Annotated in this window: 16 protein-coding genes; 1 reads left to right on the forward strand and 15 read right to left on the reverse strand. The window is 37.4% G+C overall.

What is annotated here, in order from left to right:
- Positions 1-85 precede the first annotated feature (85 nt).
- Positions 86-1,675 carry a tetratricopeptide repeat protein gene (locus AB5Z12_RS15665; protein ID WP_368357364.1) on the forward strand — a complete coding sequence of 530 codons (1,590 nt, stop codon included), beginning with the start codon at positions 86-88 and terminating at the stop codon, positions 1,673-1,675.
- A 17-nt stretch (positions 1,676-1,692) separates the two neighbouring features.
- Here the strand turns inward: AB5Z12_RS15665 and AB5Z12_RS15670 are convergent, their stop codons facing one another.
- The 15 genes from AB5Z12_RS15670 to AB5Z12_RS15740 form a co-directional block, all read right to left on the reverse strand.
- The gene (locus AB5Z12_RS15670) at positions 1,693-3,807 is read right to left on the reverse strand and encodes a glycosyltransferase family 4 protein (RefSeq protein WP_368368700.1); all 2,115 of its coding nucleotides are present in this window, start codon (positions 3,805-3,807) and stop codon (positions 1,693-1,695) included.
- Between the two features lie 752 nt (positions 3,808-4,559).
- Entirely contained in the window at positions 4,560-5,261 is a 702-nt protein-coding gene (locus tag AB5Z12_RS15675) for a hypothetical protein (RefSeq protein WP_226838124.1), read from the reverse strand.
- Entirely contained in the window at positions 5,258-6,583 is a 1,326-nt protein-coding gene (locus tag AB5Z12_RS15680) for a hypothetical protein (RefSeq protein ID WP_117854465.1), read from the reverse strand. Before AB5Z12_RS15680 ends, AB5Z12_RS15675 begins: the two co-directional genes overlap by 4 nt.
- A 2-nt stretch (positions 6,584-6,585) precedes the next feature.
- The gene (locus AB5Z12_RS15685; RefSeq protein WP_117854462.1) at positions 6,586-7,257 is read right to left on the reverse strand and encodes an ATP-binding cassette domain-containing protein; all 672 of its coding nucleotides are present in this window, start codon (positions 7,255-7,257) and stop codon (positions 6,586-6,588) included.
- The gene (locus AB5Z12_RS15690) at positions 7,235-7,963 is read right to left on the reverse strand and encodes an ABC transporter permease (RefSeq protein WP_226838123.1); all 729 of its coding nucleotides are present in this window, start codon (positions 7,961-7,963) and stop codon (positions 7,235-7,237) included. Before AB5Z12_RS15690 ends, AB5Z12_RS15685 begins: the two co-directional genes overlap by 23 nt.
- 18 nt (positions 7,964-7,981) lie before the next feature.
- Entirely contained in the window at positions 7,982-8,872 is an 891-nt protein-coding gene (locus AB5Z12_RS15695) for a hypothetical protein (RefSeq protein ID WP_173767970.1), read from the reverse strand.
- Between the two features lies 1 nt (position 8,873).
- Positions 8,874-10,388 (reverse strand): DUF6034 family protein, encoded by a 1,515-nt coding sequence (locus AB5Z12_RS15700; protein WP_368357366.1) that lies wholly within the window; start codon positions 10,386-10,388, stop codon positions 8,874-8,876.
- Positions 10,389-10,487: 99 nt separating this feature from the next.
- A complete protein-coding gene (locus AB5Z12_RS15705) occupies positions 10,488-11,690 on the reverse strand; it encodes a sensor histidine kinase (RefSeq protein WP_368368701.1) in 1,203 nt (400 codons plus the stop codon).
- Between the two features lie 218 nt (positions 11,691-11,908).
- Positions 11,909-12,574 (reverse strand): response regulator transcription factor, encoded by a 666-nt coding sequence (locus AB5Z12_RS15710; RefSeq protein WP_148463283.1) that lies wholly within the window; start codon positions 12,572-12,574, stop codon positions 11,909-11,911.
- 269 nt (positions 12,575-12,843) lie between these two features.
- Entirely contained in the window at positions 12,844-13,131 is a 288-nt protein-coding gene (locus AB5Z12_RS15715; RefSeq protein ID WP_148463282.1) for a hypothetical protein, read from the reverse strand.
- Between the two features lie 166 nt (positions 13,132-13,297).
- The gene (locus AB5Z12_RS15720; RefSeq protein ID WP_368357368.1) at positions 13,298-14,155 is read right to left on the reverse strand and encodes an Rpn family recombination-promoting nuclease/putative transposase; all 858 of its coding nucleotides are present in this window, start codon (positions 14,153-14,155) and stop codon (positions 13,298-13,300) included.
- A gap of 450 nt (positions 14,156-14,605) precedes the next feature.
- Positions 14,606-14,746 (reverse strand): hypothetical protein, encoded by a 141-nt coding sequence (locus AB5Z12_RS15725; protein ID WP_173717377.1) that lies wholly within the window; start codon positions 14,744-14,746, stop codon positions 14,606-14,608.
- A 678-nt stretch (positions 14,747-15,424) separates the two neighbouring features.
- A complete protein-coding gene (locus AB5Z12_RS15730; RefSeq protein ID WP_227199177.1) occupies positions 15,425-15,901 on the reverse strand; it encodes an IS66 family insertion sequence element accessory protein TnpB in 477 nt (158 codons plus the stop codon).
- 310 nt (positions 15,902-16,211) lie between these two features.
- Positions 16,212-16,343 carry a hypothetical protein gene (locus AB5Z12_RS15735; RefSeq protein WP_255610632.1) on the reverse strand — a complete coding sequence of 44 codons (132 nt, stop codon included), beginning with the start codon at positions 16,341-16,343 and terminating at the stop codon, positions 16,212-16,214.
- 39 nt (positions 16,344-16,382) lie between these two features.
- On the reverse strand, positions 16,383-19,448 hold the full coding sequence (locus AB5Z12_RS15740; RefSeq protein ID WP_368357369.1) for a glycoside hydrolase family 2 TIM barrel-domain containing protein: 3,066 nt from the start codon (positions 19,446-19,448) through the stop codon (positions 16,383-16,385).
- Between the last annotated feature and the right edge of the window lie 126 nt (positions 19,449-19,574).

The following is a 19,574-nucleotide window of genomic DNA, read 5'->3' on the forward strand; positions in this document are numbered from 1 at the left end:
ATTTAGTTTTCAAGGAGCGAAATTAAATAAGCAGAATCATAACGATTTTAAGTTGACACTATATTGCTAGCATTGCACTCTGGATATGCCAAGATTATATAAAAATCAGAAATATCTTCAAAGTATTTCCCTCGAATATGTCAAAAAAATAATAGTAGAATCCGAAATAGAGGTTCAGAATCTGGCTTGCATGATTGGCTTGATGGAGGGAAAGCTTCCCGAATCCGATTTAAAGATTATATGTAATAATTATTCTGTAAAGGAAGGTCTGATCCGTACGAAGTTATTTCAATTTCAAAATGGTAACATCCAGATCAGACATATGTTCTATTTAGGTCCTTTACAGCAAATGGCTTTTCTTTCCTCGTACAGGCAGCATGAAATTTATACAATGCTTTTTGATAAAATTGAATTATTATCTGTTGACAAATTTTGTAAAACTATAAAAAAAATCCAATTGGCAATTTTCCTGGAAAATAGGCAATACCTGGGAGAAAAATGGAAAGAAGTTATCTCGAATCTATTGTTTCAGGAAGATTATGTACTTGCTCAATCTTTATTAAAAGATGTATATAATTTAATGGAAAATGATTTTTCCGTTTCAGAATTATTTGACATTTTTCTAATGTCATCTTACTGTTGCCTAAAATTATGTGATTTCCATAGTGATTTGCTGCAAACTTGGTTTCGTGAATTACATAACCTTTCTTTAATTGCTGAAATTTCTCCTGAACAAATGAAATGGTATTATTTGCTACAGGCAAAATATTACCTGGCTGTGGGGCAGTATCAGGCACTTATAAGGCAGACGGACGAACTGAGAACAATAGAACCCCAATTACGCCACATCCGCGCCATTGGCATAAAACATCAATATGGAATGAGCTGCTGTATTCTTAGTCTTAAACGGGGAATAAAAAGGTTCCCGGAAAATATGCTTCTGAAATACAGCTATTACGATCACCTATTAGCAATCAGTATCAATAGGGGAAACTTCAAAAAAGCTAAAGCAAACATAGATATTTTAAAAACATATAAAGAAGCTTTATCCTTGGAAGATCAAATTCACCTGGAATTTAATGAATTAACGGTTCTATTTTATTCCAAAGAAATGACAGATATCAGGCAATTATTAGATCTGTGCGGAAAGGCTTATCAGAATAACCTATATGTTGAATTAAGCCGGTCTTATAATTTACTAGGGCAATTTTTCTGGGCAAAAAAAGAATGGGAAAAAGCTATCGAGGCATTTAATGAAGCTGCCGGTTTACAGGATCGTACAGAGCATCAAACCTACCGCTGGATAGCAAAAACAAATCTGGCACTGATCAATCTGGAATTAAAAAATAAATCTGAAGCCGTTATGCATGCCAGAGAAATCATCTTGGGATATTATAGCTCCAAACAAGATAAGTTTAAACATATTTTTGCAGCTGATAATAAAACAGCATATACGGACTTCTTTACTGATAAAGAAATTGTTTCCATTTTGCTCATGCTGAGGATCCTATATAAAAATGATCAAACTGAATATACCAAGATAATCGAAAAGGTAACGCAGACAGATATTGGAGTTTTGCCAAAAGAATTCGAATACTTTATCTCTCATTCTTTAGTTTCAGAATTGAAAAAGACTTATTACTATGTGGATGGAAATTTTATGATCAAATGTTAAGGGACTGTCCTGTTATTTCATATTAATAACAGGACAGTTTCAAAAAAACCATCATAAAAATTCGAAATAGAGGATAATTCTATCTTGCACTTTTTATGTAATATCTTATTCTCAATATATTGCTCTATCAATAAAACGCCAATCCATAACAGAACAGTATTATCTATTAATTGAAGTTTCTGCGAATTCAGAGGTTCTAATATGCTATCCCCATAATACTCCATATAGGTATAAGCCTCATCAATACCTGTTTCTCCAAAATAAATGTCACAACTTGGAAGAAGGAAAGTCTGCACATTGGACTGTACAATATGGTTCAATATGCTTTTTCCATAATTCATCCCATATTTGGACGGGATCTGGGTGCGAATATGTGTAATTTTGTTAAATATGCTCTTTGTGCAGTTAACCTCAGAAGCATTAAATATGGGGTGATTTTCCATCGCAGTATTTAATTCTTTTACAAGAGCCTGTATTGTATAATATTTATGTTGAAATTGAAATTTACTGTTTGTTTCTGATAAATCAGTCTCATCGTACGATGTCTCCGTATACGGTTCCCTAAGCTTTTTCAGCAATAAGGGCATCTCTTTTAGACTTTCGTCATTGGTTAATACTCTTCCAGCAGGCATAATATAAGAAAACAGCACATCAGAACGTTCGGTAATTGGTAAAAATCCTGTAAGGGAGGAAGAAAAAACCGCAGCGTCATAAAGAGACATAAGCGGAATAACCTGCTTAGGATCATATGTATTCCATTCCTGTTTATAGTTAAAACGATTATAATACTGTTTGATTACTTTACAAGGTGTTTTCCATAAATAACTTTGGTTATTTTCCATAGGAACAATAGAAGCTTCTTCTATATAAAATTCAGTACTAATATCTGAAATATCATTTTTTATATCGTTGTAAGGAAATGCATCTATCAGATTAGGATACTGTGGCTGCATTTTTTTATAAAATAAATTACCTTTATAGGTGTATTGGCTTGTTCCAAAACCAAAATATAAATCAGATATTTTTCGGAAATAATCCCAATTCCGGTTTATTTTTCTGAAAAGACTTTTGGAATTGATCCCAAGCATATTTGACAAATACGGATTGGTTATAAACAATTCCAAATATCGGGATAGTTTCTGGAAATCTCCATACTCCACATGAAAACCATTATACCAATCCTGTACATAATTGTTTCCAAAGCCAGAATAAGTCGCTATAACTGGCTTTCCTGAAGACATTGCTTCCAGAATCACTCTTCCTCCAGGCTCAAAAGCAGAGTGCATAATCAATACACTGCATTTGAGTAACACGTTAGAAATTCCTGCATCAGATAAGAATCCCCACCAATATATTTTGTGCTGCTGTTCATATGTTTCAAGATCTGGTACATATTCTTTTATTATTCTGCGATACTTACTGATATCTTCAGCAGTACCGCCAATAAACCACATGGGAGGTGTCAGATTCAGGTATTTCTTATACAGAATTTCCCAGGCGAGAATTATTTCTTTAACCCCCTTCTGATCGACGATTCTTCCTATATAGCAGAACGCTCCATTTATCCACCACTCAGTGCCCTGTAAATCCATTGCATTGTAATTAACAGAGCGCGTTTGTCCCAGATTTCCTGAGGGAAGGTGCGACGGATGCAAAAAACAGTCTGCAACAGTTCTGCCTATAACAATAATTTTATGTGGTTCAATATGATATTCTTTTACCAACAACTCATATTCCGACTCTGCAATTGAAAGAATACAATCTACTTTTGGCAAAAAAAACTGTTCGCTTTCATATTGATGGGAAGAAACAGGGGGAAACCCATTTCTTTTTCGTTCACAGGAAGTACTGATTACAGAATGAATCTGTATTAAATGATGATCACTGCATAATTGACTGGCTAACAAGCCGGATATCCAATAGGTAGAATGTACCAGTGCTATTGGCTGTTCTATATTTTCATAAATATTTTTTATAGTTTTATATAAAAAATCCTTGTTATTGTATAGCAAGTCCTGATTTTCCAACCATTGTTTCTTTATAGGGATTTCATATATGGTAATGTTTGAACATAAATGGTTTGCAGTTAGTTCTTTCAATGAACAGTTGGTTGTAATCACGGTTAATTCCAACTGTGGAGTATCCTTAAAATGATTTATTATTTCCGATACCGTCCTTTGATGACCACCAAGATTCAATTCAAATGGATTTCCAAGTAAACATAACAACAAATTATCTGTCCATTATTATATCAAAAACCAATCGCAATTTCTACTCATTTACTATAAATTACATTCTTTCCTAAAACAGAAACGAGAGTGGGTATTGTTTTTGAATAAAAAAATCGCATTACCTACAACGAACTTTGCAGAAAATACAGCAAGGCGAATTGTTTAATTATATGACGGAGCGAAGGCTCAAAAGTTTTCAGCGTGGCAAATACGGAAGTACCGCATTGCATTTGACTTCCCTGCAATATCAAATTAAGCAAGACAGCCCAGACCTTTTTATTGGTGTTGATCTTGCTATAATTCATAAATGAAGTATAGCATGAAAAAGTGGTTTTTTGTATTGGATTTCCATCATATAAAAAACTGCTAAATTGTATCTAAAAGATCACAATCTAACAGTTTTCCATTATATGGTACAATTTACAAAAATACCAATTTATTATGATTAATACGTTGGAAGAAGGCCTCCATTGCCTGTCATGCAGACAATGGAGCAAGCCTTAGGGGAATAAAATACTTTTATTTACAAGAATAAAGTATATACTTTTCTTTTAAATAAGTACATGGATAAAATTACATAAAACATGCACAAAATACAATAGTTAGTCAAATGAATACCAGAGATTGATACAAATTAATTTTGCAAGAATACCTTATTCAAATAATTTTTTTGCCTTCTCCAGATTCATTTTTCCATTCACTTTCAAATAAATTTTTGTAATTTTAAGCGGCTCACCTATCTCACTGCAAAGCTCCTGCGCCTGTGATAAAGGAATATAGATATCTTCATTTTCCGTTACGGCAGTTACTTTACATGGAAGATAAACAGTTTGCTGTTCATTTTCTTCGTGTCCAGTTAAGGATACCGGATAATCTGCCGCGCCAGAAAGCTCTTTTGTATTTTCAGAAAGTGCATAAGAAATGGTTAGATTTTCTCCCATTTGCAGGAATTTTTCCTGTTGTTTTTTTGAAATGGAATGATTATTTGAGTCTTTCATGTTTTGCAATGCTTTACTTCCAAGCAACAACACCGGTGTATTTCCTAAATCATTCTGCTCTGGATTTTCTCCAAACGCATTCAGATCGATTCCTAAAAAGGTGGCTGTTTCCGTATAATCTTCAATCTTGATGGTTACTGGAATTTCCACAACGGGCCATATCTCTTTTATCCCTTCTATTTTTTGGGCCTTTTTCAAAAAATCATCATCATAAGTAAGGTCTCCAAGGGAAACCAGTGCCGAGTATTGTTTTTTCCCATCCTGTATTCCTGCAAAAAGCTTTATAGAGAAAAATAATGCCAATATCAGAAGAAAACCTACAAAACAGGTAAAACTGTCTATTCTATTCTTTTTCAATGGGCATCCACCTTTCTGGTTTCTTCCAGAAGTATGTTTTTCTTATGAAGCTTACCCAAAAGAAGTAGAATCACAGAAACAAGCAGTACTGCAATAACTGCAATAACGGAATACCACCAGCTGTTTGTTTCTTCCTGGTCATCCTCTATTTTTAAAGACTGGATTTTAGCTTCTTTAATCTCAGACTCAAACTCTGTACTTTCCTCATAGGAATTGCCGGCTGCATCCTCATAAGTAAGAATCAGTTTTCCGGTAATCCTGCCAGGAAAAGAACCGTCATCTTCTTCTGATTTTCCTTTTACATACACACGGAGACTTCCCTGTACTGCGGTTCCAGCTTCTAATGTTCCTAAAAAAGCGGACTCTTTTGGGTTCAATCCGTCTGCTTCCAGCCGGACACTTGCATTATATATCTTATCCCTTCCAAGATTCATTGCTTTCACCGGAATTTCTACCGTATCCATGGTATATAAAACGGAAGGAATATCAGAAGCTTCCAGTTTTGCACGCGCCGGCTGAGTGATCTGAAAGGACAGCGTTTCTGTACCTGTCGCTCCCGTCGCTTTTGAATCTTCGTAATCCAGAGAAAAAGAAACTGTTGCCTGACCTGGAGTACAGTCCTCTGCTATAGTGACCTTTTGCTTCAGGGTAATTGCTTCTCCTGGAGTCAGTCTCTGAACATAAAAAGAGTTTCTCTCAAATTCAATTCCCTTTGTATCCGCAGAAATAGAAATCTTTAGACCAAATACATTCTGGCTACGGCTTTTATTCCGGAATGTCAGTGACATTTCTGTGACAGAGCCTGCTTTTAGATTTTGTCCGGAAAGATTGTTATCCTCTAAAAGAACCTGCGGTTTATGTAGTATTTTCTCACCAGACGAGCTGGCAGAAGAACCGCCTCCACTATACTCTCCAGCAGAATAATCCCCACTATCTATAACAGGATCTGTAATCTGTGTTCCATTATCTGTATCAGTATTTCCATTTTCTATTATGACATGGATTGTCTTCTTTTCGTCCTCAGCAGAAGCGTCTCCTGATATAAATCCATCCAGGTCAGAATTTTGATTTTCCGAATCCGTTTTTTCAGGAGTCTGTTCCTCAGTTTCCGGAATCTTCTCATCTGTAGGATTGTTTTTTTCCTCTTCAAAAGGCAATGTACTGTCTGCATCACTATAAGAAGCTGACTGATCTGCTTCCAGAACAGACTCTCCCACAAAAGCAGCTTCCATATTCCCTGCATCTTCTGCAAAAACAGATGTCGGCAGAAGCATCATGAAACTTAATATTGCGAATGTGGTTTTCACAAATTTTTTTCCCATTTTCAGGCTGTCCTTTCTCTTAAAACTCCGCCATCCATCTCATATACGTGATCACATAAAATCCGGATATCCTCATCATTATGGCTTGCCAATAAAATGGTTTTTCCAGCTGCCTTTAAATCAAGCAAAAGTTCCCTGATCTCTGCCACGCCGTGTTTATCCAGACCGTTAAATGGTTCATCCAGAATCAGGAAGCGAGGATCTTCCATAATGGCCTGTGCGATCCCAAGGCGTTGCCGCATTCCAAGAGAGTACTTTCCAACCGGCTTTTTCATATCCGGATCCAGTCCTACTTTTTTTAGAATCAGGCGGATATCTGCCTTTGAAATCATTCTTTTCATATCTGCCAGTATTTCCAGGTTCTTTACACCGGTATACTGGGTAAGAAAGCCAGGCGTCTCAATGATGACACCAAGGCTTTCCGGAAAATCTACATCACGACCAATTTCTTTTCCGAAAACACGGATGGTGCCTGTGGTAACAGGAAGGAATCCGCAGATACATTTCATAAGTACTGTTTTGCCAGAGCCATTATTTCCTACAACGCCGTAAACCTGTCCCACCTTTAAGGTAAGATTTACTTCTTTTAATACCAGATCTTCCCCGAACCTTTTGGTTACGTGTTCTATTTTCACACAGGTATTTTGAAATTCAGATTTCTTCCACTTTTCCATTTAAAACACCTCCAAAAATTCCCATTAACACCAATAAAAATAATAGCAGAAATAACCACAATCCCGCTTTATCCGTTCCCCAGTTTCCATCTGCCAGAATCCATTCCACTGGGTAAAACCAGATCTGGTCTTTGAAATAGCGTTCATGAAGTATAATTCCAAAATAATAGCTGACAAAAGGAATCCCATATGCCATATAAGCTGAATTCCATAAGGTACCACAGATTCCACCAAAAGTGCTTAGAATACTTCCGACCAGTCCCATCCTAAGAGCTTTCATAAGCAGCTCCAGAAACTGTTCCTTTGGGAAACTGCCTTTTGCTTCCATAGGATAAAATATAACAAAATTAACAAGAAGTATGGTGCTTATAGCAAATATCCAGACTAAAAATCCAGATGTCATAACAGAAAAGACTTTTCCTTCCACATATAGCCTGCGGTTTGTCCTGGGAAATGCAGCTTTTAAAAATCCACTTTTATACTCCTGTAAAAAAGAATCACTCCACGGCAGTACCGCAGCCACAGGGATGGCAAAAGATACCATCTGACTTTTCAATGAACCATCCAGCAGGCTGATAAAAGTTCCACATGTTAATGCTTTTTTCAAACTTGGATAAGTCTGACCTGCTGCGATAGAAAAGCAGGCAATCAACCATGCCGCCAGGAAACTTCTGCCAAGAAGCATACGTTTTGTTTCTACCCGCATAGATATTTCCCTTTCTGATTATGTTTTTTCTCCCAGAAATTCAAAGGGATATTTTTTCATCCTGCGAAGTGCCAGAACCATAAGAACAAATAAAATACCTGCGAAGAACATACAGGACTGCCAGATGGTCGGAAGTAATGGATCATAGCCAAGGTTATGTTTTCCATATACAGCCTGGTTCAAAGGACTGATCCAGCAGATCAGTACATTCACCTGATACATTTCATATTTTTCCTTATGCAAAATTGCGGCTACCACACTGGGTTCCAGTAAAAATCCAAATACACTATAAAGTAGTCCAAACACCATGCCTTTTGTTTTTCCTTTATAAAGATTTCCAACAAGGATCACAAAACCAAGTGTCAGGGAATAGCAGAATAACAGGAGAAAAACCTGCAGCATACAGCCATACGGAGAGATACTCTCCATGACTCTTACTGTAGAGGGGACCTGCAAGTTTTTCCCCAGTTCAGAATATCCGAGCATGGCAGCAGTCTCGCTCCACAGGTTGCCCGGATAACTGTCCTTCATACACAGTACAGATGTAAATAGCAGCATCAATACTGTATAAAGAGCAGTCACAAGAATAATATAAATAAACTGTCCCAAAAGCCATTTTTTCTTTGTTGTTCGAATTAACTGATATGGAGTAACTGGTGTCATCTTTGGCAGGTCTGAGAACAGCAGAAGCAACAGAAGAGAACTGAGCAGTACTGCTGTTCCATCCCCAAAGGTCCAAAGAAATGGCTCTACGGCCTGTACCGGTGTATCATAGTTTTCCATAACAACCATGATTCTTCCAGTGAGAAGAAAGCTAAGTACAAATTCCAGAAGGAAGGTAAAAATGACTTTTGGATTTCGAAAATAGCCAAAGAAATTGTAATGTACAATTCCAAGTACCTGCTTCATATCAGTAGCCCAGATCCCTGTCTATAATACTGCCATCCACGGCGTTAATGGTAAGGAAGCTCCAGCTTGGATAGTCTGTGATGTCCGAGTAACTATTCCCATCATAGTCACCTTCCACTTTTCTGCTTCCAAAGAAATCCCAAACGGGAACCAGAAGACCTGTATGCGGATCTGTGGATGGTTCATAAATTCTGGCATAGCCCAGAACAATCCGGTCAATGTCATAAACTCTTGATTTTTCATATTCCATATTATCTGCATTGGTTACTACCATCATTTTTTCATATGTTTTCATAATCTCAGAAAATGGAAGAAGGTTTAAATTTTCTGTTTTTGTCTCTCCTATGGTATAAGGGTTTGAATAAGACATGCTTTCAATTCCATCTTTATCGACAAAGAAATAAAGACTTTCATAAGACCAGGTTTCCATAGTGCTGTCCATATCTTCCAAAGCACCGCCATCTGCCATTGTCTGAGTAATCGGAACACCGTTTATAGTACGTGTGTAATAAATCGCATATCCGCTTCCAAGATTACTTAAACTATTATCCTCTTCAAGATTATTGCACAATGCATAACTCCAGTCTGAAAACTGCAGATCTGTAATCCCCATTTTATCTACTTTTTCCTGTACCATTTTTTTTGCTTCATCTAATGAAATCCCAATGGACTCCTCAGTAGGTTTTTCTCCTTCACTGAAAGAAGTATACTCAGACCAGGTCGTGTCCGCAGGCAACTTTTCCCCGCCAGATTTTGCCGTTTTTCGGATTTTGACAGATAAGGTATCGGATCCGGAGGAAGATGTCTTGTAAAAATATTCCGATCCATCCGGCATCTGTGCAACACCGGAGAATTCATTTTCCGCAGTACCATTTTCTGTCTCATGGGAGCCTGCAACAGGTCTTCCTTCTACCAGAGTCTTCGTTTCCGGAGCAGACTCATATTCTTGCTCATACATCTCAATTTCTCCATAAATGTCATAAATATAATTTCCATCTTCATCTGTTCCATAGTTATAGGGATCCAGATTTCCGTTTGCTACATCTTCTTTTAGTTCATCCAACGTTTTTTTGATTTCATCCTTTGTCTGGGTATAATAGCTATCCGATGTATACAGCTTTGCCTCTGAGAAAAAGGCATCTGTAATACGGTCAAGAAGATCCTGTGTAACTTCTGCAGGCGTGACAGAAATTGCGGATATCTTTTCTACATCCGGTATTTCTACGGTGGCATCCGTGTTCACTACAAGTTTTGCACTGTCATCTGTAGTCTGACTTTTATAAGTTTCCGGAGCATTGAGCAGGTCTCGAATAGTTGTTCTTACCGCTGTGTTCTTATCCTTTGTATTTTCAGAAGAGTCCTCCTTCACCATATCTACGCTTTCAGCTTCTGTATAAGCATCTTCTGCCTTGCTTCCTTTTGGTTTTACAAGGGAAGATTCCGGGGTATGGGCACATCCAGTGAGCATTCCTATACAAAGTGTTAATCCTACAATTTTATTTATGTTTTTTCTCATGTTGGATAAATTCTCCTTCCTGTTTATGTCCACAAGTATAGCATCTTTTATTACACCAAATCTTCCGCAAGTTGTAACTGTTCTGTAAATTCCAATTATTTACCATAAAACAGATATGATCGTTCCTTTTCCCAGATGACTTGTAATTTCCAGCTGGAATCCATGTATATCTGCAATTTTCTGGCATAGCGCAAGACCAAGCCCAACACTTCCCTTTACTCTGGAACGAGATTTATCGACCATATAAAAAGCTTCTGTTACTCTTTTCAGATCCTCCTTTGGAATTCCCTTCCCATAATCCTGAACAGATAAATGATTTTGGGTTGCCTCCAGTACGATTTTTGAATTCTCATCGGAAGCCTTGACTGCATTATCAATAAAATTTGTCACTGCACTCATCATAAGGTCCGGATCAAAAGTTTTTCTAAGCTCCTCTGGATTACAATGTATTTCAAGACAAATTTTTTTCTCCTGAAGCTTGTAAGTAACAAGTTTTTTTACATCTTCCAGAAATTGATTCATCTGAACTTCCACTGGAACAAATTCTGCTTCACCTGTTTCATATAATCCGGTAAGTTCCAGCATTTTCACTGAAAGCCTGGAAAGCCTTCGGCATTCATTTCTAATATAATCAAGCGCTATCTCCTGCCTCTTGGGAGATAGGCGTACCGTTAGAAGTGTATCTGCATATCCTATGATTGCAGTCATCGGTGTCTTTAATTCATGGGCCAAACTTCCAAGCAGCTGTCTCTGTGCCTGGTTTACGGAAGAAAGCTTTTCAATCTGCTCCCTCACTTTACCTGTCATAAGATTAAAGCTTTTCCCAACCTGTGCCAGTTCCGTTTTTCCTTCTGATGGCACTTTTATCTCATAATTTCCATTTGCCACAGAAACAGCCGCTTCTTTTAGCCTTGTGAGCGGTTCCATAATTTTCCGCAAAGTCAAAAACAGGAAAAAGCCAACAAACAGAACCAGAAACAGGGTAAACCCTCCTGCCTGATAAAACAGTGTCTGACTCTGTTTTTGTACACTGGTAATATCTTTGTAGGTGACAATCTGATAGTTCATGTCTGTAGAACTGTAACTGGAAAAATAAAAGAGCAAAAATACGTTGCCATTTGTTTTGCTGATCAGTGGTTTATCACAATAGATGTCATTTTCGAATCCATCATGTTTGTTTTTTGTTAGGTTTCTGATATTTTGCAGATCAAACTCATATTTTGTCCCATTATATTGTTCTTTTCCATCCTGATATAAAACGGCGCTGTCGTGGAATACCTGACGAAAAGCATAAATAATCATTTTTTCCCGGATTTTATCATCAGTGTCCTGTGTTTTACTTTTAATCCGCATTAGCATGTTTTCAAACTTAGAAATATTTGTTTGAAACCTGCTATTTTCATAACTGTTGATATTCTGTATGCTCTGATTTTTCCACCTGTAAGTTGTATAGAAAAAAATTCCAGATGACAGCAGAAGCACCACGCAGATTACCTGTAAAAAAATTTTTGTAAATAGCTTCATAAATCCACCTCAAGTCGATAACCAATTCTAGGAATGGTTTTGATTTTATCCTGCCAGCTTAGTTTTTTTCTGATGCGTCCAACGTGTGCATCCACAGTTCTTGTTTCTCCGCAGAATTCCTCCTTCCACAGTTCCTGCAAGATCTGGCTTCTGGTAAGTGCTTTATTTGGGTTTTTTACGAACACCATAAGGCAGTTATATTCCATAGGTTTTAAATATATTTCTTCTCCATTTTTCGTAACTATGTGACTTACGGTATCAATTATGACATCGTCTATCTGAATCTGTTTCGGTGCCGTTCCATAACGATCTAACACTTTTTCCAAACGCACCATTACCTCCAACATTTCAAAAGGCTTTACTATATAGTCCTCGGCTCCGTCTTTTAACCCTTTTACTTTACTTGTAACATCAGCCTTTGCCGTAAGAAATATAACCGGAATACCAAACTTTTTTAATTCCGGTAAAAGGGTATAACCATCCTTTCCCGGAAGCATAATATCCACAAGTGCGCACTGAAATTCATGGTCCTGTACGACGCCTTCACTTGCATCATTTCCATCCAGATAACCTACTGTTTCATAACCAGCAGCTTCCAGATTCATACAAAGCAGATCATTGATTGCCATTTCATCTTCTATCACCAGTATTCTTGCTTTCATAATAATGTTCCTTTCATTTTACACAAACCCGATTATTTCTTTATTGTGCGTGATTTTTACTATTACAATTATACACTAATTTCAGTACTGCGAACGTAACCGATTTGTAAAGAAAAAGGAATCAAGAACGATCCATCTGGAAGTCGTTTTGATTCCTCAAATCCCACTACATTTTTGATTTCATTTTGTTAATTGTGTTTATATGAGTCACACCCTCCCTCTCTTAGAACTGTCTATTTCCCGACAGCCTCTTCCTATAAAATCATATGTTACACAAGTGTCTGTCCCATTGCCGATGCAATTTCCTTTAATTTGTCGATGGCATAGCCTGTATATTTTGAAATTTTATCGACAGGTTCTTTTTCCTCGATCATCATTTGGGCCAGGGACATTTTTTCTTTTTCAACTCCCTGTTTCATTCCTTGCTCAATTCCCTGGTCTACAAGAGCTCTACTTAGATTACACATGTCTCTCACCTCACTCTCAAATTCTTCTGTCATGGCAATATCAAAATCTTTATGTAACCGCTTCTTTTTTTCTTCTGGCGTGGCGCTCATATATTATTTTCCCTAGCGGTAATCAACATTTCAAGTAATCCCTTTGGCTTGTTGTGTCCACCTTATAGGGTACATTATAAAAATCTTCATTTTGTGAAAGATTAGTAAGTTCTTTGAAAAATGAGCAAGCCCGAAACAGACCTGCCCATCAACAATATTATCCTACTTATTTCATTATGCACAAATTCTCATCAATCCATTTCTGGACATCTTTTTCGCTGAGATTTACGGCTTTCGCAATTTTATCAACTGGGATTCCCATTTCAGCCAGCGAAAGGATGGTTTCTTTTTTGGCTTTTAACTCGCCCATTTCTATACCACGTTTCTCTCCACTTTCCATTCCTTCACTATAAATTTTCTCCATTTCATGGCACATAAGTTCCACCCCTTTCTGCGTCTCCTTCAATTCATATACTCGTTTTGCAAGAATCGGACTGTGCATCTCATCTGCCTTTTTACAGTGTAGATCATGCATCAGTCTTCCCAGTTGTGTATCATCCTGTTTCTTGGAATTTACATATATGATATGTGCTTCATCTTGAAAAGCCTCTTCCAGTTCTTTGATCTGCCGGTCAATGTGGTAAATGGGAAGTCCATATCCAAGAATATCGTCCCTGGTAATAAAAATTACATAGCTTTCCGGCAGTTCCTCAAAATCCTGTCCAGGATTTAAGGTATTCATATCCATCAGTCCACTATGGTACCGGGCTCTTTTGGGGGAAGCTCCTTCATTATCCTGCTGGATTTCCACATCAAATTGTTTGCCTGTGGAATCCCTGGCAACGCAGTCCATTACTGCGGAGCGTCCCTGCAAATTTTTATAATCTTTTTGGATTATCTGATCAATCACGTGTAAATCTTGTTTCTCCATAATGACCTGCAAAACATATTCCAGACATTCTCTTTTCTTGAACACGTTTCGCATAAATATATCACTCATGAGTGTAAAATTCTTAATAATGCCTTTGTATTTTTCGTAGCGTGACTCTAAATCACTGTTTAATAGGGTGTTTTCATCAGCCATTTACAGCAATCACCTCCTGGCATTTTCGATTGATGAATGTGAAAGTACTTTTATCTGATTCTATCTTAACATTAATGGAATTCCTTTACAAGATACTTTTTATGATGAGTGAACAGGTGCAATAGAAAATACCAGCAATAGCCGTCTGGAAAGCGAACTGCAACCATAAGAAGTATTATTAGATAACTGACAGATTGCATAAAAACCTGTTTTTTACAAAAATATCAAATTTTGTCATATAAAAGGGCATGATCCGAAAGTATGAAACAGAAAATTGATTGCAAAAGGTGGTCAAAAATGGCCTTTTGTCAAAGGCTTATTTTGTGTTATTGAATCTCTTTTAAGCTTAAATAACACGAACTAACACAAAATAATACAGATAAAAAGGTAGGAAATAACGGCAAATAGCACTAAGTGATTTTAAAAGGGAGTAGGTAAAAAAATCGTGTCTTAGACATCCGGGAAGCAAAATGCGACCCGGGTGGTCACCTCTTTTTTATCCTTCATTATGGAGTTGACTTCACCGCCAATGTAGCGGGCTGCTTTGTCAACACTAAGTAATATTTCGTCACTAAGTGCTAATTTTCTCATAGTTTTCCTTTCGTATTTTTGTATATATCTTACAATAAAGACGGCAGAGTTTGCAAAACATAGATTGCTGCCATAGAATATCTGTCTGATTTAGAGCTTGTTGATAATCTGTAAAAACAAGCCCTATTTTTTAGCTCATTATGGGGCTAAAAAGTGGGTTTGGTCACTTTTTTAGTGAGAAACAGCTTCCTTATTTAGAAAATTGCAAAACTATTTCCCATATAATGATAGTAATGACCGTTAACAGTATCTTTTATTATATAACAGGAGGTAAGGGAAGCGCAAGCTTTGTTTGTGAAATCGGCTTGAATATAGAATCATGCTGGAAATATTATAGAAAAAGAGGCTTTTTTTAGCTTGCGATAGGATCAGAAGCCAGCCTTGGTCACTTAATATGGAAAAAATTCAAGTGTTTTTAGCTTGGGCATACAATTATAAACCAGTTTGGTCACAAAAATAGGGAAAGCCCTATTGAAAAACAGAGATTTTTTTGCCTGACATGGAAAGAAAAACAGGTATGATTTTGGTAAATATGGTCTGTTTTTGTAAGAAAACATTTAAAACTTGATAAAAGGACAATCTGACTGGAATTAACTGTTCATGGGATAAAAGAAAAGGCGCACAATGCAATAGCTACATTATGCGTCTCATGAGAATAATTTGTTTCAAAGGATGTGCCTATTTAATAAAGAACCATTTTTTATAGATAGAGTCATCCGGAAGAAAAAGTATTTTGGGGTCGTAATCTTCCGGATGAAGGTGATTGGCAGAAACATACAGAAGTAACGGTTTGATTTCATTACTCATTCGTATAAGCAATCCGTCTGCTTCGATTTCAATTGTATGTGAATTGTCAAGGTGCATAGGTCTGTTCCCATTATCTGGGATCAGTCCTGCCGGAGAAGACTCCGGTTCTATAGCAATCTGGACTACATCCTGTTTATGGGATGTAAGGTCAAGAGAGCTGTCTTTGGGGGCTGGATCCGGTATCTGACAGGCTTTTTGGCGGAGACGGGTAACTGCATTGTAAAAACAGCTGGGAGATATCCCATGCTCATTACACCATGCAGCATCTGTCAGGCCACTTTGTCTGCATTCGGTTACCAGTTCCATCCATTCGTCCAGGGAACGCCCTGGAGCACGTTTCTTACTCATAATGAAACCTCCAAATGTAGTAAATTTCTATCTCCTATCAAGCGGAGTGTAGTAAAAATCTATTTACTATCATTATGAGTTTTAAAACGTAGACAGTAAAGCTACCCAAGATCTAAGCGCTTACGGATATCGTGCTCAGATGAGCCGGAATTTGCACTCCAATTCATACTCTGTTGTTACAGAATTTTTTATGGATAAATTTTTACAGCAACTATCTGGTCAATATTTTATATGCAGCATACTTTTTTAGTTTGTAATACACAAATCCCCGGCATCTGTCATAATGATCGAATGCCAGGGATTATTAAAGTCAGCCTTTTACAGCACCCACCATAATTCCTTTTGAGAAATACTTCTGCATGAATGGATATAGCGCGAAGATTGGCAGAGAAGCAAGTACAGTAATAGTCATTCGGATTCCCTTCTGGGAAATGGCTGCCATAGCCTGCTCCGTTTAAGCTGGCAGCTTCTTTATTCTGTATTATTTAATTATCATTTTAATTTCAAAATTGAACTGTTCTGCATCAAGGCGGTACTGTTCTGACAACTCAGGCCCGCAACTGTTAGAACCAATTCCGTTTTGGACATAATCCAGGCACACGACCGTACTTCCACAAGGCTGTAATTCATAGCTATGTCTTTTGGTTGTCAGTTCCTCTTGAGTATATGGGGATACGTTAAAGGAAAATGTCCTTTCTCCTGCAGCTGCAAAAGTATTTTCCTGTCCTTTTAAGATAAGGTAGTCACAGTCGGTATGACTTCCATTTTCCTGTGGACGCAGGTAATCTTCATGCATTTCAAGTACATTAGCATCATATTTTCCATGACTGCCGGCTCTTCTCTTATCTACGTAACTTTCCTCAGGTCCTATTCCGTAATATTCTACGTTGTCAAAATCTCTGTTAAGGAATAAACGGATTCCAAATCTCGGAAGCATTGGAAATTCCAAATCCCTCTTTACATCCATTTTTACCTGGATTGCGCCATCCGAAGTAATAATCCATTCTGACTTCACATCAAGAATTTTTTGTACGGTAGGTGCAGAAACACTTAACGTTCCTAAGATGTGTAGTTTCCCATTTTTGGTAATGCAGGAAGTTTCATATGCTCTTGCATAGCTCTGTTCATAATGAGCATTCATCCATTCTAATTTGATTTTCCGGTCGTTGTCAGTTGGTGCTCTCCAGATATTTAATTCCATAGGACGAGTCAGAAGTCCTTTTCCCTTTACAGTAATGCTTTCAAATAATCCTGTCAGTCGGTTGAAGCGATAAGTATTTTCCTGCCCTACATGAATTGTAAAGTATCTGTCACACTCTTCCACAGTAAAGCTATTATCAGTAACCATTTCAGCAAGAAGTTCAATGGCTTTCTGATTTCTTCCATCTATGTTCTTTAAAAGGATTTCATCAAATCCAAGAGACTCATCCGAATGTAAAATCTGAGTATTATTTTTCAAACAATAAGATACTTTTAGGTAACATTTTCCACTATCTGGTATTGAAACAGGAAGTTTGATTGTTTTTTCTTCATGAGCTGGTATACTTTCATCTAATTCAATTTGTCCTACACAGTCAACTTCTCCGTCAACGCTCACCTCATATATAAGATAAATATAATCTTTAAGATCAACATAATTCATATAGTTATGAAGAACCATATCTCCAGTTTCCTGATCATAGTGAAGAACCCTTGCCGGTCTATATATATTTTTGTATTCTTTTAACCCGGTATGTGGTGTTCTGTCAGGATAAACCAGTCCATCCATACAGAAGTTTCCATCGTGAATTTCTTCGCTATGATCTCCTCCATAATAATAGATTCCCTTGCCATTTTCAGCCTGGCCTTTGTAAATAGCATGATCACACCACTCCCATACGAAACCTCCACAAAGACTGTCGTACTTCTGGATCAATTCAAAGTAATCCTCCAGGTCTCCAGGTCCATTTCCCATGGCGTGGCAATATTCTACCAGAAGAAGAGGTTTATCCGGATTCTTTTCCATGTATTCATCAATCTCAGAAAAAGCTGGGTACATTCTTCCAACTACATCAATATTGGAATAGTCATACTCACGGTCTGTACTCTGATAGAATGCACTCTCATAAGTCGTAAGACGGGTTGGGTCAAATTCTTTGGTCCATTTTAGGGATTCCTCAAAGGTACATCCATATCCACATTCATTACCCATAGACCACATTACAATACATGGGCGGTTTTTTTCTCTTTCCACACAAAGTCTGGTACGATCCATGGTTGCAGGAATGAAATCCGGGTTATTTGCAATTCTTTTATTCCACTGCTCAACTACATTTTCCCACTCTGAATTTTTCAAGTACTGTGTCTGGGTTCCATGGCTCTCATTATCAGCTTCTGCGATCACAAATAAGCCATACTCATCACAAAGCTGATAGAAATAAGGAGAATTCGGGTAATGGCTGCTTCGGACTGCATTAAAGTTGTGCTGTTTCATCATGATCAGATCTTTTTTTATCTGCTCCATATTTACTGCGGAACCGGTTATCGGATCGGAGTCATGACGGTTTACACCTTTAAATTTTGCTTTTACATCATTAATATAGATTACGCTTCCCTCACAGTGGATTTCACGGATACCGATACGGTCTATGATCACCTCATTCTCGGAAAGGAAAAGCACCTGATACAGATATGGCTGTTCCGGATTCCAGAGTACAGGGGTTGTGATATCTAATACCGCTTTGTAAGCAAAATTTTCATCGTCACATTTCTTAAATGTACCTGTAGCCACCGTATTTCCCTCATGATTCCGGATTACAATTTTAGTATTTTCTGCTGCATTGCTCTCCCCAAGAAAATTCGCACGAATTTCAATTTCTGCACCATTTTCCCCTATAGATGTAGTGGTAAAATAATCATACAGTACACTTTCTGGTCGCTTTAACAGATATACATCACGGAAAATTCCTGTCATACGGAATTTGTCCTGGTCTTCTAAATAAGTTCCATCACACCATTTCAGGACAAGTACCGCTAAAGTGTTTGTTCCTTCTTTCAGATGATCGGTCACGTCAAATTCACTGGTTGCATGAGCCACCTGGCTGTAGCCTACATAGACACCATTGATCCATACATAGAAGCAGGAATCTACACCCTCAAAATTCAAGTATGCTTTTGGTGCTTTGGAATCTTTCTTATATTCAAACTGGTGTACGTACGCTCCGCAAGGATTCTCCTGTGGTACATATGGCGGATCAAGCGGAATTGGATAACGGACATTGGTATACTGATGGCTGTCATAGCCATAGTTCTGCCAGATTCCCGGAACTGGAATTTCGTCGAAGCCCTTAGTGTCATAACCTGCTTCGTAAAATTTTTCCTGAAGATCATAAATGCTCTTATAGAACTGGAATTTCCAGTTTCCATTTAAAAGCTCCATACGGTCAGATTTCTCTCTGTCATGTACAAGAGATCCCATATCCTTTGATGCAGGCATGTAGTATGCTCGATGGGGCATGGTGTTTTCATGTAACACATTCAGATTTTCGTAGTGTTTTGGTACAATCATATTTGCTCCTCCAATATTATATATTTTTCTGTTTTAACATCTGATATGATTATACCTGTTTTTTAAAAAATTTACATAAACTCTGTTCGACAAAACATGCACAAAATGATATAATTTAACAAGTAA

Origin of the sequence: Ruminococcus sp. RTP21358st1_G6_RTP21358_211008 (assembly GCF_040908885.1) — a bacterium.
In the GTDB taxonomy this organism is placed as follows: Bacteria; Bacillota; Clostridia; order Lachnospirales; family Lachnospiraceae; genus Blautia_A; species Blautia_A faecis.

Bases quoted from the DNA above. Each gene is read 5' to 3' on its own strand.
- AB5Z12_RS15680 (WP_117854465.1), bottom strand. From the start codon at position 6,583: ATGGGAAAAAAATTTGTGAAAACCACATTCGCAATATTAAGTTTCATG.
- AB5Z12_RS15735 (WP_255610632.1), bottom strand. From the start codon at position 16,343: ATGGCAGCCATTTCCCAGAAGGGAATCCGAATGACTATTACTGTACTT.
- AB5Z12_RS15705 (WP_368368701.1), bottom strand. From the start codon at position 11,690: ATGATTATTTATGCTTTTCGTCAGGTATTCCACGACAGCGCCGTTTTA.
- AB5Z12_RS15725 (WP_173717377.1), bottom strand. From the start codon at position 14,746: ATGAGAAAATTAGCACTTAGTGACGAAATATTACTTAGTGTTGACAAA.
- AB5Z12_RS15710 (WP_148463283.1), bottom strand. From the start codon at position 12,574: ATGAAAGCAAGAATACTGGTGATAGAAGATGAAATGGCAATCAATGAT.
- AB5Z12_RS15685 (WP_117854462.1), bottom strand. From the start codon at position 7,257: ATGGAAAAGTGGAAGAAATCTGAATTTCAAAATACCTGTGTGAAAATA.
- AB5Z12_RS15740 (WP_368357369.1), bottom strand. From the start codon at position 19,448: ATGATTGTACCAAAACACTACGAAAATCTGAATGTGTTACATGAAAAC.
- AB5Z12_RS15665 (WP_368357364.1), top strand. From the start codon at position 86: ATGCCAAGATTATATAAAAATCAGAAATATCTTCAAAGTATTTCCCTC.
- AB5Z12_RS15700 (WP_368357366.1), bottom strand. From the start codon at position 10,388: ATGAGAAAAAACATAAATAAAATTGTAGGATTAACACTTTGTATAGGA.
- AB5Z12_RS15695 (WP_173767970.1), bottom strand. From the start codon at position 8,872: ATGAAGCAGGTACTTGGAATTGTACATTACAATTTCTTTGGCTATTTT.
- AB5Z12_RS15720 (WP_368357368.1), bottom strand. From the start codon at position 14,155: ATGGCTGATGAAAACACCCTATTAAACAGTGATTTAGAGTCACGCTAC.
- AB5Z12_RS15690 (WP_226838123.1), bottom strand. From the start codon at position 7,963: ATGCGGGTAGAAACAAAACGTATGCTTCTTGGCAGAAGTTTCCTGGCG.
- AB5Z12_RS15730 (WP_227199177.1), bottom strand. From the start codon at position 15,901: ATGAGTAAGAAACGTGCTCCAGGGCGTTCCCTGGACGAATGGATGGAA.
- AB5Z12_RS15715 (WP_148463282.1), bottom strand. From the start codon at position 13,131: ATGAGCGCCACGCCAGAAGAAAAAAAGAAGCGGTTACATAAAGATTTT.